General features: G+C 34.5%; 12 protein-coding genes. 8 read left to right on the top strand and 4 right to left on the bottom strand.

Annotation, left to right across the window (positions count from 1 at the left end):
• Nucleotides 1-36: 36 nt before the first annotated feature.
• On the bottom strand, nucleotides 37-1,182 hold the full coding sequence (locus ABXT49_RS06710) for an MBL fold metallo-hydrolase (RefSeq protein ID WP_416651381.1): 1,146 nt from the start codon (nucleotides 1,180-1,182) through the stop codon (nucleotides 37-39).
• A 176-nt stretch (nucleotides 1,183-1,358) separates the two neighbouring features.
• Between ABXT49_RS06710 and ABXT49_RS06705 the strand changes: the two genes are divergently transcribed.
• The 8 genes from ABXT49_RS06705 (at nucleotide 1,359) to ABXT49_RS06670 (ending at nucleotide 10,541) form a co-directional block, all read left to right on the top strand.
• Nucleotides 1,359-3,266, top strand: coding sequence for a heme lyase CcmF/NrfE family subunit (locus ABXT49_RS06705; protein ID WP_416651379.1), 1,908 nt, complete (start codon nucleotides 1,359-1,361; stop codon nucleotides 3,264-3,266).
• Nucleotides 3,263-4,075, top strand: a complete 813-nt coding sequence (ccmI, locus tag ABXT49_RS06700) for a c-type cytochrome biogenesis protein CcmI (protein ID WP_416651377.1) — start codon at nucleotides 3,263-3,265, stop codon at nucleotides 4,073-4,075. The genes ABXT49_RS06705 and ccmI overlap by 4 nt, the downstream gene beginning before the upstream one ends.
• A gap of 5 nt (nucleotides 4,076-4,080) precedes the next feature.
• Nucleotides 4,081-5,208 carry a succinyl-diaminopimelate desuccinylase gene (gene dapE / locus ABXT49_RS06695; RefSeq protein ID WP_416651376.1) on the top strand — a complete coding sequence of 376 codons (1,128 nt, stop codon included), beginning with the start codon at nucleotides 4,081-4,083 and terminating at the stop codon, nucleotides 5,206-5,208.
• Nucleotides 5,209-5,239: 31 nt separating this feature from the next.
• Nucleotides 5,240-5,914 (top strand): tRNA (guanosine(37)-N1)-methyltransferase TrmD, encoded by a 675-nt coding sequence (gene trmD, locus ABXT49_RS06690; protein ID WP_416651375.1) that lies wholly within the window; start codon nucleotides 5,240-5,242, stop codon nucleotides 5,912-5,914.
• A gap of 85 nt (nucleotides 5,915-5,999) precedes the next feature.
• Entirely contained in the window at nucleotides 6,000-6,890 is an 891-nt protein-coding gene (dapA, locus tag ABXT49_RS06685) for a 4-hydroxy-tetrahydrodipicolinate synthase (protein ID WP_416651374.1), read from the top strand.
• The gene (gene bamC / locus ABXT49_RS06680; protein WP_416651373.1) at nucleotides 6,887-7,948 is read left to right on the top strand and encodes an outer membrane protein assembly factor BamC; all 1,062 of its coding nucleotides are present in this window, start codon (nucleotides 6,887-6,889) and stop codon (nucleotides 7,946-7,948) included. The genes dapA and bamC overlap by 4 nt, the downstream gene beginning before the upstream one ends.
• A gap of 35 nt (nucleotides 7,949-7,983) precedes the next feature.
• Nucleotides 7,984-9,891 (top strand): BRCT domain-containing protein, encoded by a 1,908-nt coding sequence (locus ABXT49_RS06675; RefSeq protein ID WP_416651371.1) that lies wholly within the window; start codon nucleotides 7,984-7,986, stop codon nucleotides 9,889-9,891.
• A gap of 62 nt (nucleotides 9,892-9,953) precedes the next feature.
• The gene (locus ABXT49_RS06670) at nucleotides 9,954-10,541 is read left to right on the top strand and encodes an ANTAR domain-containing response regulator (protein ID WP_416651369.1); all 588 of its coding nucleotides are present in this window, start codon (nucleotides 9,954-9,956) and stop codon (nucleotides 10,539-10,541) included.
• Nucleotide 10,542: 1 nt separating this feature from the next.
• Here the strand turns inward: ABXT49_RS06670 and ABXT49_RS06665 are convergent, their stop codons facing one another.
• The 3 genes from ABXT49_RS06665 to prfB all read right to left on the bottom strand — a co-directional run bounded on the left by ABXT49_RS06665 (nucleotide 10,543) and on the right by prfB (nucleotide 12,391).
• Nucleotides 10,543-10,860 carry a phosphoribosyl-ATP diphosphatase gene (locus tag ABXT49_RS06665; RefSeq protein ID WP_416651367.1) on the bottom strand — a complete coding sequence of 106 codons (318 nt, stop codon included), beginning with the start codon at nucleotides 10,858-10,860 and terminating at the stop codon, nucleotides 10,543-10,545.
• The gene (gene hisI / locus ABXT49_RS06660; protein WP_416651365.1) at nucleotides 10,853-11,233 is read right to left on the bottom strand and encodes a phosphoribosyl-AMP cyclohydrolase; all 381 of its coding nucleotides are present in this window, start codon (nucleotides 11,231-11,233) and stop codon (nucleotides 10,853-10,855) included. Before hisI ends, ABXT49_RS06665 begins: the two co-directional genes overlap by 8 nt.
• Nucleotides 11,234-11,296: 63 nt before the next feature.
• Entirely contained in the window at nucleotides 11,297-12,391 is a 1,095-nt protein-coding gene (gene prfB / locus ABXT49_RS06655) for a peptide chain release factor 2 (protein ID WP_416651364.1), read from the bottom strand.
• Nucleotides 12,392-12,454 lie beyond the last annotated feature (63 nt).

Below are 12,454 nucleotides of genomic sequence, written 5' to 3'. Positions count from 1 at the left end.
CTGAAGTGTGTATAACGTTTTCCGTATTTAAATATATTAATTTCTAAGTTTTTCCCACCAAGGTTTATTTGGCAAGTTATTTAAATCAAATACTTCACCAATCATTGGGGTTGCAATATTGACATTCCTTTTCGCAGCTTCCTTAGTAATTCTAATGATTGGCTCATCCCATGGATGAATCGATAAATCAAATTTAGACCAATGGATTGGAAAAAGGACTTCTGCTTTTAAGTCGATACTGGCTTGAACAGATTCATCAGGAAACATATGAACATTTGACCAGTCTATGTTGTAAGCACCATTCTCGATAAAGGCAATGTCAAAAGGGCCATATTCATTACCTAATCTTTTAAATGTCTCTGAGTATCCTCCATCACCACTAAAATAGGCAGTTAATGATTTTGATTTAACAATCCAAGAGCCCCATAATGTCGAGTTGCCATTGGTTATGCCTCTTCCACTAAAGTGAAGAGCTGGCGTAAAGATAAACTCAACATCTTTATGACTCTTGCTTTCATACCAGTCAAGCTCAGTAATTTTATTTTTATCTACCCCCCATCTTTCTAAATGTGCTCCAACCCCTAAAGGCACAATAAAATGATCTACTAGATTTGATAAGTCTTTAATTGCTTTAGAGTCAAGATGATCATAGTGATCATGAGAAATGATGACAATATCAACCTTTGGAAGATCCTCTATCAATATTGGGTTTTCAAATACAAATGGTTTCCCATTAAAAAAACTACTTTTACTTTTTGAGCTGAACGACGGTAATGGTGATGCTCTATTAAAGACTGGATCAGTCATAACAACCAAACCTTCAGTTTTCATAAGAAGCGTGGAGTGACCAAACCAAACAAATTTACCCTCTGTTAAATCTTGTCCTTGAAATTTTATTGTTGGAAGAGGACCCAAAGGGTTTTTATCTTTTGGCGGAAAGAACCATTCCTTTAGAGTCGACTTTCTTTCTAAAGTTCGAAAGTTTGTGTATGTTGTTTTAATGTTGCGAAATTTACCCTCAAAAAAGTTTTCTGAATTAACAATTATTTCTTTGGTATTTTTGTCAGGTGAGGCCCCAAAGGCAGGAGAGACATTAAGAAAAATAAAAATAACAAAAGTAATGATCAGTAGGGCATATATTAAATATTTGATTACATTTAATATATTGAAAAGAATTTCCATAATTAAGTGCCTGTATTTTTTCAAAAAATAAATTATATACTACTTTATGAGTGACCAGTCAGTCATTATGTAATCTTAATTCATAATTACTTTAATTTATGTGATGTCTATTAAGAATAAACATAAGAAATACTGTAAAATATTAGCTCTTAAAAACATAATAAAAACTTGGACTTATGTTGATTGAAATTGGACACTTTTCCCTCGTTCTTGCATTGATATTTTCTGTGCTATTGATGGTATTGCCATCAATAGGTCTTTATCAGAATAAATCGAGTCTTGCGCAACTAGCAAAACCATTAGTTTGGGCACAAGGTTTTTGGATTGCTATTGCTTTTATTATTCTAATGAGTGCATTCCTGACGAATGACTTTTCAGTAAAGTACGTTGCAGATAATTCAAATACTCAGCTTCCATTATTGTTTAAGGCTTCTGCAGTTTGGGGAGCTCATGAAGGTTCATTGCTTTTATGGGTCCTTGTGCTTTCAATATGGACGATTGCAGTTAGTCTTTTTTCTAAGCGAATTCCATCGAATTTATTAAATCAAATCCTCATAATTCTAGGTGCTATAAGTTTTGGCTTTCTACTCTTTCTGCTTTTTACATCGAATCCATTTGAGCGTTTGTTAGTTCCTCCATTAGAAGGCCGAGAGCTAAATCCACTCCTGCAAGATTTTGGTTTGGCGGTTCATCCACCTATGCTTTATATGGGGTATGTTGGATTAGCAGTTCCGTTTGCCTTTGTAGTGGCTGCTTTAATCAGAGGCCAGTTAGATAGCACTTGGCTAAGATGGACAAGGCCATGGGCGTTAATTTCTTGGGCTTTTTTAACGGTTGGAATAACGCTTGGAAGTTGGTGGGCGTATTATGAACTCGGCTGGGGAGGATGGTGGTTCTGGGATCCTGTAGAGAATGCATCATTTATGCCTTGGCTTGTTGCGACCGCGCTTATCCATTCATTAAGCGTTAGTGAAAAGAGAGGCGCCTTTAGGCAGTGGACAGTTCTTTTAGCTATTGGTGGTTTCTCGTTAAGTTTGTTAGGAACCTTTTTAGTTCGCTCTGGAGTTTTAACTTCTGTCCATGCTTTTGCAACAGACCCAACAAGAGGGTTATTTATTCTGCTATTTTTATTTATTGTTATTGGTGGCTCTTTAGTTCTATTCACATGGCGCTCTCACTTATTGCAAAAAAGTAATCAATTTGCTTTATTGTCAAGAGAAACTGGACTATTAATAAATAATATATTGCTTATTACGGCAATGTTTACAGTTCTTTTGGGGACACTTTATCCATTAATTCTTGATACATTAAATCTTGGGAAAATATCAGTAGGTGCGCCTTATTTCAATGCAGTTTTTGTGCCAATTATGCTACCAGGAGTTTTAGCATTGGCTATCTTTCCTTTTGTCCGCTGGAAGAAAGATAGCGTATCTAGATTAACTTCATTACTGCGCCTTAACTGGATTGGTATCGCTTTATTAATCTTAATTGCAAGGGTTGTAATTACGGACAATATTTATGTTTTAATTGCAATTGGCCTGTTTATCTGGGTTACCTTTCATGTCATTATTTTATTAACGAAAAGAATAAGGACAAAATCGAAATTTTCATTTGCATTTATAGGGATGATAATTGCCCATCTTGGAATTGCAGTATTTGTTCTTGGGGCTACAGTAACAACTCAACTTGGAATTGAAAAAGATATAAAAATGAATATTGGAGAGTCTCAAAATATTGCAGGATATGACTTTGTTTTTAATGGGGTAAGCCCCCACATGAAAGATAATTATTCAGGCTTTATTGGTGACATTAGTGTTTATAGTGAAGGAGAAAAAATTGCACAACTTGCTCCTGAGAAAAGATATTACCAAAGTGGCATGCCGATGACTGAAGCATCAATTGATCCATCAATAACTAGAGATCTTTATGTAGCTTTAGGCGAAAGTTTAGAAGGAGGCGCCTGGAGTGTAAGAATTTATTATAAGCCACTGGTGAGGTGGATATGGTTAGGCGGACTGATGATTGCGCTTGGAGCTTTTTTTGCAGCAATTGACCGGCGTTATTTTGTGAGCGCTAAATCATGATTTTAAGTTGGCAATTTATTTTGATGATTGTTTTATCTAGCTTATTTCTAGCATGGTTTCTTTATAGGCCAGTGAAGTCAAACCTTAGTGATGATGATTCAAATATAGCAATTAACAAACAAAGGCAGGCTGAGCTTGAAATAGATTTTAATCAAGGATATATTGAGAGCGCGCAATATCAAGAAGCTGAATCAGAAATTATTAGCACTTTAGCTTCAGAGCTTAAAAGCAGACCAGCAAAAAATATAACTATTGAGCCATTAAAATGGATAACTCTGATAGCTTTATCTATTGGAATTTTATCTTTATTAGTTTATTCTCAGCTGGCTCCAAAAATAATTCCAAATACTGATGCTGCTTTTACTGAACCTATGACTATGAGCGAAAGTATTGAAAAATTACAGGATTATTTAACTGAAAATCCAAATGATTTTCAAGCATTAAAAATGCTAGGTCTGGCGCAAGTTGGTGTTGGAAATGTTGAAGATTCAATTGAGACATTTGAGAGTGCATTTGAATTAAATCCAAATGATATTGACTTACTTCTTCAGTATGCTAGTGCTATAGCTACGAATCAAGATGGCATGTTTTATGGTAAGTCTAAAACTTTAATTGAAAAAGCTCTAAGTCTTGATCCTCAATCAATTCAGGCACTGTATTTTGCAGGCATAGTTTCAGCTCATCAATCTGACCTAGATGGGGCAATAGGTTACTGGCAAAAAGCTTTATATCTTATGCCAGATAATCATCCTGACAGAAATATTATCGAAGAGGCTCTTAATACGGTATTAAATTTACAAGTAAAATAACCATCATGAGTCAAACATTAGAATTAGCAAAATCACTTATAAGTAGGCCTTCTGTGACTCCTTTTGATAAGGGATGTCAAGCTATCATGATTGATCGTCTTGAAAAAATTGGATTTAAGATTCACCCTCTTAAATTTGGAGATGTTGATAATTTTTGGGCTACTCATGGTAATACTGGCCCAATTTTTTCTTTTGCGGGCCATACTGATGTCGTTCCTGCTGGAGATGATGGGGCTTGGAAAACACCACCTTTCGAACCAACAGTAAAAGATGGACTCTTATTTGGTAGGGGTGCAGCTGATATGAAAGGGGGTTTGGCTTCGATGCTTGTGGCAACAGAAAACTTTATTGAAAAAAATCCAAATCACAAAGGGACTCTTGCATTTTTAATTACTTCTGATGAGGAGGGAATTGCAGTTAATGGAACGGTTAAAGTGATGGATTATCTTAAAAGCCTTGATCAGAAGATAGATTATTGTTTGCTTGGTGAGCCATCATCTACTTCAGTGCTTGGAGATGTTATTAAAAATGGAAGAAGGGGCTCGTTAAATGGCCTTTTAACTATTAAAGGAAAGCAAGGGCATATTGCATATCCACATCTTGCAGAGAATCCTAATCATCTTATGACTTCAGCGTTGAATGATTTATGTCAGCAGCAATGGGACAATGGCAATGATTACTTCCCAGCGACTTCATTTCAAATTTCAAATATCCATTCTGGCTCGAGAGTAACAAATGTAATACCTGGTGAAGTAGAAATAATGTTTAACTTTAGGTATTCAACAGAAACTACAAAAGAAGAGCTTCAGAAAAAAGTAAATGATATTTTAGATAGTCATAAACTTAATTATTCTATTGATTGGTCGCACTCAGGTTACCCATTTTTAACTCCACAAGGAGACCTAGTCTCTGCATGTGTTGATGCAATTGAAAAAATAAAATCGATTAAGCCAGAACTTTCAACCTCAGGAGGCACTTCGGATGGCCGATTTATTGCACAAGAAGGAACCCAGGTGGTTGAGCTCGGCCCTATTAACGCAACAATTCACCAGATTAATGAATCAGTTTTGGTTCAAGACTTAGATGATCTGACCAAAATTTACTCACAAATTTTAACTAATCTGTTGGCCTAGCCTTGTTATTAATACTTCTACAGGTTAATAAATGAAATTCGAAATTATCACTCTTTTCCCTGAAATGTTTTCTGCGATTAAAGAAGAAGGTGTTGTTGCAAGGGCAATTAAGAAGTCGATTATCTCAATTAGAGAATGGCAGCTGAGAGACTTCAGTTCTAATAAATACAAAAATATTGATGATAAGCCTTATGGCGGTGGCGGTGGAATGGTAATGCAAGTAAAACCAATCAGGGATTGTATTGCTAAGATAAAAAAACATAGTCCAGAAACCAAAGTCATTTATTTGTCACCTCAAGGTCAAAAATTAAACCAAAATTTAGTTGAAAAATTGTCATCCTTTGATTCACTAACATTGCTTTGTGGTCGGTATGAGGGGGTGGATGAGAGAGTTATAGAAAATGATATTGACTATGAGATTTCAATTGGAGACTACGTTATTAGTGGTGGCGAGCTAGCGGCTATGGTATTAATTGATTCTGTAAGTCGTCGTTTGCCTAATGTTTTAGGAAATGAGGATTCATTAAAGGACTCATTTACTGATAATATGCTTGATTATCCTCACTATACAAGGCCAGAAACTATTGATGGTCAAACGGTTCCAGGTGTTTTATTAAGTGGAAACCAAGCTAAGATAGATTTATGGCGCAATGAACAATCAAATGAAAAAACTAAGACAAAAAGACCTGACCTTATAATTAAGTAACTCTACTATGATAAAGTCTCTAGGAGAATTGTTATTACTAGGCCAATCGTATATAATTTGACCTATATTTTCAATCAATCTCTACATGAATAAAAATCACTCTTTTATAGGCTCAAATGTTGCATTAATTACTCCAATGTTTGCTGATGGAGCAGTTGACTATGAGGCACTTAATCATTTAATTGATTTCCATATTGATTCAGGAACAAGTTCAATTATCTCTGTTGGAACTACAGGTGAGTCTGCTACTGTAGGAGTGAAGGAGCATTTAAAGATAATAGATCATACAGTGAAGTATGCTGCGAAAAGAATTCCAATCATTGCAGGCACAGGAGCTAATTCAACATCTGAAGCTATTGAACTTACTCAAGAGGCAAAAAACTTAGGCGCTGATGCTTGTTTGTTAGTTACTCCATATTATAATAAACCTACACAAGAAGGACTATTTCAGCACTTTAAGTTGATAGCAGAAAGTGTTAATATTGATCAAATTCTTTATAATGTTCCTGGAAGGACGGCAGTTGATATGTCTGTAAATGTAACTTCTAGGCTTTCAGAAATTTCTAACATTATTGGGATTAAAGATGCAACTGGAGATCTTAAAGTTATAAAACAGCTAGTTGAAAGATGTCCTAAGGACTTTTTACTCCTAACTGGAGATGATGCCACAGCAGTTGACTTTCTTATTGCAGGTGGACATGGTGGAATTTCTGTAACTGCTAATATTGTTCCAAAAGAGCTTCAAAAAGTTTATTTAGCAGCAATAGCAGGCAACTTAGAGTTGGCTAAAAATTTAAACTCACAACTATCAAACTTCCATAAAAATTTATTTATAGAGGCAAACCCAATTCCTGTTAAATGGGCTCTTCATAAGATGGGAAAGTGCGAGAAAGGTATTAGACTTCCTTTGCTGGAGTTATCTAATGAATTCAAATCAATTATTGAGCATGACTTAAAGGAGCTAAATTTAGTATGAAAAATATCAATTATTTAACTATTATATTTATAAGTTTATTAACTGTAAGTTGTTCAAAGTCTTCAGACTCAGTAAAAAAAATAGGTCTAGGGAGTCGAGTTATAAGTTATCAATCAGATGAAAAAGTTGGATCTTTAATGATTCCTCCAGATTTGACCCAACCAAATATTCAGGGAGTATTTGCTGAAGACATTAAGGTTACTGAAGATAGTGAAGCACCAATTGAGTTAGTAAGTGTAGAGGTAGCTAGGGATAACTATCGTCGTTGGCTTATTGTTGACAAGCCTCCAACTGAAGTATGGACTTTGACAAAAGAATTTTTTAGATCATATAATTTTAAAATTGAAAAAGAAAATCAACAAATTGGTATATTTGAAACAGACTATTTAGAAATAGAAACAAAAGTTCCTGATAAATCTTTAGGCATGATACGTGCAGCTCTTTCTAAAGCATTAAAAACTCAATATGGCCTTCCTATTGCTGATAAATATAGAGTTCGTATTGAGCCAACTAGTGACCCTAATAAAACTGAGGTGTATTTAACTCTTTCCTCAATTGGAGAGGTTGTTAGTGGCACTCTTAGGTTATGGCAGCCTAGAGAAAAGGATATAGAGATAGAAACTGAAATGCTTTTAACTCTTATGGTTTTTATAGGCAGTAATGAGAATGAAGCAATTAGTAAAATATTAAATGTTGAAAAGGAAAAGCAGGACTCAGTTTATGTGCTTGAGCTTGAAGAAAGCTTCGCAACTTTAGTTTTTCCATATAATAAAAAACAAACATGGAGTTACCTTGGATGGGCCTTAGATGAGCTAAATATTGATATAGAAGATCGTGATCAATTAGAAGGCAGTTACTATATAAATATTTCTCCCAATAAAGGTTTTTTCTCTAAATTATTAAACACTGTTTCAAATGAAAAAACTTATAAACTTACTGCAAGAGAAAAGGAGGCTTCAAAAACTGAAGTAATTTTTGTTGATTTAAGTGAAGAAAATAAAGTAAATACAATTAACTATAGCTATGAATTCTTTAATGAAATTGCTTCGAAGTTTTAATACTTTTTAACTATTTGCTAGATTGTAAAGTAATCATGCTTTCAACTAAAAAAATTCTAGAAATTTCTAGTCAGCAACTTCTAGTTCAAGATCTTTCAGATTCTGATTTGCTTGAATTTTGCAAATTTGCAAATGAAAGCTATAGGAATGGCAACCCAATTATTAGTGATGAAAATTACGATTTTATTTTTATTCCTGAACTAGCTAAGCGCCTTCCAAGAAATCCATTTTTACAAAAAGTTGAAAATGAGAGTACTGGTTTCGCTGAGGAAAAAATTAAACTTCCTGAAAAAATGCTATCAACAGATAAGGCCTACAATTGGTTAGAGGTAAATAAATGGCTGGAAAGAATTGAGAAGTATTCAACGGAAATTAATTATTTGCTCACAAATATTCAAATTAAAGGAACAGCTAAGTTGGACGGTTTTGCTGGTTATGATGATGGAAATAAGCTTTATACAAGGGGTGATGGTAATAAAGGAAGTGATATAAGTAGAGTTTTCGAAAGAGGACTTGGAGTTTTTAATAATAGTGAAAGAGGTCAAGGACCTGGAGAAATAGTTATTAAACGAAGCTATTTTGAAAAATATCTCAGTAGTCATTTTGAATTCCCAAGAAACTTCCAGGCTAGCTTGATTAAAGAAAAAGAGTTAGACAGTTTTGCAATTGATGCAATTAGTGCAAAAGCTGCTTTATTTGTGCCATTTAATCAATTACCTCAGTGGCTTGGAAATATTGATGAATTCAGGAGTCAATTTCTTGATATTGTTAGCCAGCTTGAACATGGAGTTGATTTTGATATAGATGGAGTGGTATTTGAAATAGTAAACCCAGAACTTAAAAAACATATGGGCTCAAACCGTAAATTTCACCGTTGGCAAATTGCTTTTAAAGAAAATAAAGAAAAAGCTCAGGTTAGGGTTCTATCAATAACTGCTCAAGTTGGAAGAACGGGTAAGATAACACCTGTTGCTGAATTAGAGCCAACTCAACTTAGTGGTGCAACAATTTATCGAGCTACTGGTCATCATTATGGCCTTGTAAAAGATCAGGGATTAGGGGCTGGCAGTGTTATTGAGCTTACTCGTAGCGGATTAGTAATTCCAAAGATTAATAAAGTTTTGAAAACAGCTGATGTAGATATTCCAACTAACTGTCCTAGTTGTGGGTATAAATTAAGCTGGGACTCTGATTTTCTAATGTGTTTCAATCATGAGATGTGTCCAGATCAAATTACTGGAAAAATAATATATTTTTTTCGGATTCTTGCAAACAATGATGGATTTGGACAAGCTACAATTCAAAAACTTTACGCTGAAGGCATTCGTCAAGTAAGTGATATTTATCTTCTAAATGAAGCTAAATTAATTTCTATGGGGTTTGGTGAAAAAACCTCTCATAATCTAATTAATCAGCTCACTAGATCAAGAAAAGAAAGTATTGAAGACTGGAGGTTTTTGGCTTCTTTTGGGGTGCAAAGACTTGGAATGGGGAACTGTGAAAATTTATTAAGAAATTATTCAATCGAACAAATTTTTCATTTATCTGTAGAAGATATTTCAAATATTGATGGCTTTGCTGAAATCACTGCAGAATTAATTTTTGATGGCTTAACTTTAATTAAGCCTCAATATGAAGCTTTGATTTCAGGAGGTTTTGAGTTAGAGAAAACATCCCTAAATACTTTAATTAATCAAAGTACCAATCCTTTTAATAGTAAAAAGATTGTTTTTACTGGAACAATGAGTGAATCTAGGGCTTTACTTCAAAAACAAGCTAAAGCTCTTGGTGCGAATGTTGGAAAAAGTGTTAGTTCAAAAACTGATTTTTTAATTATTGGTGAAAATATTGGCCAATCAAAAATTAAAGATGCCAAAACTCATCAGGTTGAAATTCTTACGGAAGCAGAATATTTAAAACTACTAAACCCTAATCAAATATGAAAGATGAATTTAATGAGGTATATTATCGACTATCAAAAAAATTTCAAATTAGTTAAATTAAAATGAAACAAACAGCGTTAAAAATTATATTAGTTGATGAGAATATGGGGCGATCTGCGATTCTTAGACGCGCACTTCAAGACAAAGGTCATGAAGTTATCTCTCGCTTAGAGGGAAGTGTTAATCTTGCAACAAGTAATGAAATTACCCATGCTGATGTTGTCATTGTCAATGCAGATATTCCAGATGAGGCTGTTTTTGCTAACTTGAGGGATGTTAATAAGACTAAACCTAAGCCTATTGTAATGTTTACAGAAAGCTCAGAGGATCATATGGCTGGTACTGCCATTAAGGCAGGAGTTAATGCATATATTGTTGATGGTCTTGAGGAAAAACGAGTGCAGCCGATTATTGATGTTGCAATTGCGCGTTTTAGAGAGTTTCAAGCACTCAAAGATGAGTTAGATGCTACTAGAAATCAGTTAGCTGAGAGAAAGGCAGTTGAAAAAGCTAAAGGCTTGCTGATGAAGCATAACAAGATAACTGAAGATGAAGCCTATCAATCTATTCGGAAGATGGCTATGGACAAAAATAAAAGAATTACTGACGTAGCTGATGGAATTATAGGTGCTTTTGAGCTAATACAATAATCTATTTATTTCTAGAGGCTTTTTCTTGATGACCAGATATGCCAAAACGAGAGGCTAGTTCTAATTCAACCTCTTCAAGCGAAATATTTTCATGACGCAGTAAAACTAACAAGTGAAACCAAAGGTCTGCTACCTCATGAATAACTTCTTCTCTTCCCTCTTCTTTGGTAGCTTTAATAACTTCATCTGATTCTTCGCTAATCTTTTCCAGGATTTTATTTGTTCCTTGACGATATAAAGAGCAAACATAGGATTTATCTTCTGAGGATGATTTTCGTTCTTCAAGTATTTTTTCTAAAGCTAAAAGCATGTTATCCATAAATTTCCTTTGGATCTTTGATGACCTCTGAGATACTTTGCCATTCATTATTTTCAAGTTTATTAAAAAAACAATTAGCACGGCCTGTATGGCAAGCAATACCGCCTTGTTGGTTTACCTTAAGCAGAATAACATCTTGGTCACAGTCTGTATAAATCTCAACTATATCTTGGCTATGGCCAGACTCTTCGCCTTTAAACCAAAGTTTTTTTCTAGACCTCGAAAAATAGACTGCTTTTTTCGTTTTTACAGTTAAAGATAGCGCTTCTTTATTCATCCACGCCATCATTAAAATTTCAGAAGATGAAAAGTCCTGAGTAATTACGGGAACTAGTCCGTTTTCATTAAACTGAATTTGATCTAAGGCTTTCATTGTTTAACATTAATTTTTAATAACAATTTTACCAATGCAATGTAAATCGATGAAGGTTTATTTTTATAGGCCTGCTTTTAGGCTTGCTACTATAAATTGATCTAAATTACCATCGAGCACATCCTGAGTATTACTACTTTCAACCCCTGTTCTTAAATCCTTAATACGTGACTGGTCAAGAACGTATGAGCGTATTTGATGCCCCCAGCCAATATCTGACTTTAAGTCTTCAACATCCTGCTTCTCACTGTTTCTTTTTTGCATTTCAAGCTCGTATAATTTAGATTTTAATTGTTTCATTGCCTGATCTTTATTAGCATGTTGAGATCTCCCATCTTGACATTGAACAACTGTTGAAGTTGGTAAGTGGGTGATTCTAACTGCAGATTCAGTTTTATTAACATGCTGACCGCCAGCACCTGAGGCACGGTAAGTATCAATTCGAAGGTCAGAGGGGTTTAAATCTATTTCAATATTGTCATCAATTTCTGGGGACACAAAAACTGAAGAAAATGAGGTATGCCTTTTTCCATTTGCATTGTATGGAGATTTTCTAACTAGCCTATGGATGCCTATTTCACTTCTTAGCCAGCCAAATGCATAGTCACCATCAAAGTGAATAGTTGCAGATTTAATTCCAGCAACTTCTCCAGCTGAAACCTCCATTAACTTAACTTTAAAATTATGTTTATCACCCCATCTTAAATACATTCTTAAAATCATTTCAGCCCAGTCTTGGGCCTCTGTTCCTCCAGATCCAGATTGAATATCTAGATATGCAGAATTTTGATCCATATTGCCACTAAACATTCTTCTAAATTCATATGATGCTATTAATTCTTCTATTTCATTTAAATCTGAAACGACCCCATTAACTGTTTTTGAGTCATTTTCAGCTTCAGCCATCTCAAGGAGTTCTTTAGCATCATTTAAAATACTTGATGAGTGAGAAAAAACTTCGCAGAGGTTTTCAAGGACGACTTTTTCTTTGCCCAGTGCTTGTGCCTTTTCAGGTTCTGACCATATTTCAGGGTTTTCTAGCTCTAATTTAACTTCTTCCAAGCGCTCAATCTTTTCATCAACAGCCAAATGTTCTGCTAAAACAGTAGAACGTTCAATCAGTTCAGATATTTTTTGATAATTTGCAGAAAGTTCCATAGCGTTATTTTACTGCTACAAATAATAAAAAAGCCCCAAAATAGGGGCTTGAATTTATTTCAC

Origin of the sequence: Candidatus Pseudothioglobus sp. Uisw_086 (genome assembly GCF_048085745.1) — a bacterium.
Classification (GTDB): Bacteria; Pseudomonadota; Gammaproteobacteria; order PS1; family Pseudothioglobaceae; genus Pseudothioglobus.
The sequence above is the reverse complement of the archived record's forward strand: the minus strand, read 5'-3'. Positions and strand labels throughout refer to the sequence as shown.

Excerpts from the sequence above, each read along its gene's own strand:
- ABXT49_RS06710 (WP_416651381.1), bottom strand. The coding sequence starts at position 1,182 with ATGGAAATTCTTTTCAATATATTAAATGTAATCAAATATTTAATATAT.
- ABXT49_RS06705 (WP_416651379.1), top strand. The coding sequence starts at position 1,359 with ATGTTGATTGAAATTGGACACTTTTCCCTCGTTCTTGCATTGATATTT.
- ccmI (WP_416651377.1), top strand. The coding sequence starts at position 3,263 with ATGATTTTAAGTTGGCAATTTATTTTGATGATTGTTTTATCTAGCTTA.
- dapE (WP_416651376.1), top strand. The coding sequence starts at position 4,081 with ATGAGTCAAACATTAGAATTAGCAAAATCACTTATAAGTAGGCCTTCT.
- trmD (WP_416651375.1), top strand. The coding sequence starts at position 5,240 with ATGAAATTCGAAATTATCACTCTTTTCCCTGAAATGTTTTCTGCGATT.
- dapA (WP_416651374.1), top strand. The coding sequence starts at position 6,000 with ATGAATAAAAATCACTCTTTTATAGGCTCAAATGTTGCATTAATTACT.
- bamC (WP_416651373.1), top strand. The coding sequence starts at position 6,887 with ATGAAAAATATCAATTATTTAACTATTATATTTATAAGTTTATTAACT.
- ABXT49_RS06675 (WP_416651371.1), top strand. The coding sequence starts at position 7,984 with ATGCTTTCAACTAAAAAAATTCTAGAAATTTCTAGTCAGCAACTTCTA.
- ABXT49_RS06670 (WP_416651369.1), top strand. The coding sequence starts at position 9,954 with ATGAAACAAACAGCGTTAAAAATTATATTAGTTGATGAGAATATGGGG.
- ABXT49_RS06665 (WP_416651367.1), bottom strand. The coding sequence starts at position 10,860 with ATGGATAACATGCTTTTAGCTTTAGAAAAAATACTTGAAGAACGAAAA.
- hisI (WP_416651365.1), bottom strand. The coding sequence starts at position 11,233 with ATGAAAGCCTTAGATCAAATTCAGTTTAATGAAAACGGACTAGTTCCC.
- prfB (WP_416651364.1), bottom strand. The coding sequence starts at position 12,391 with ATGGAACTTTCTGCAAATTATCAAAAAATATCTGAACTGATTGAACGT.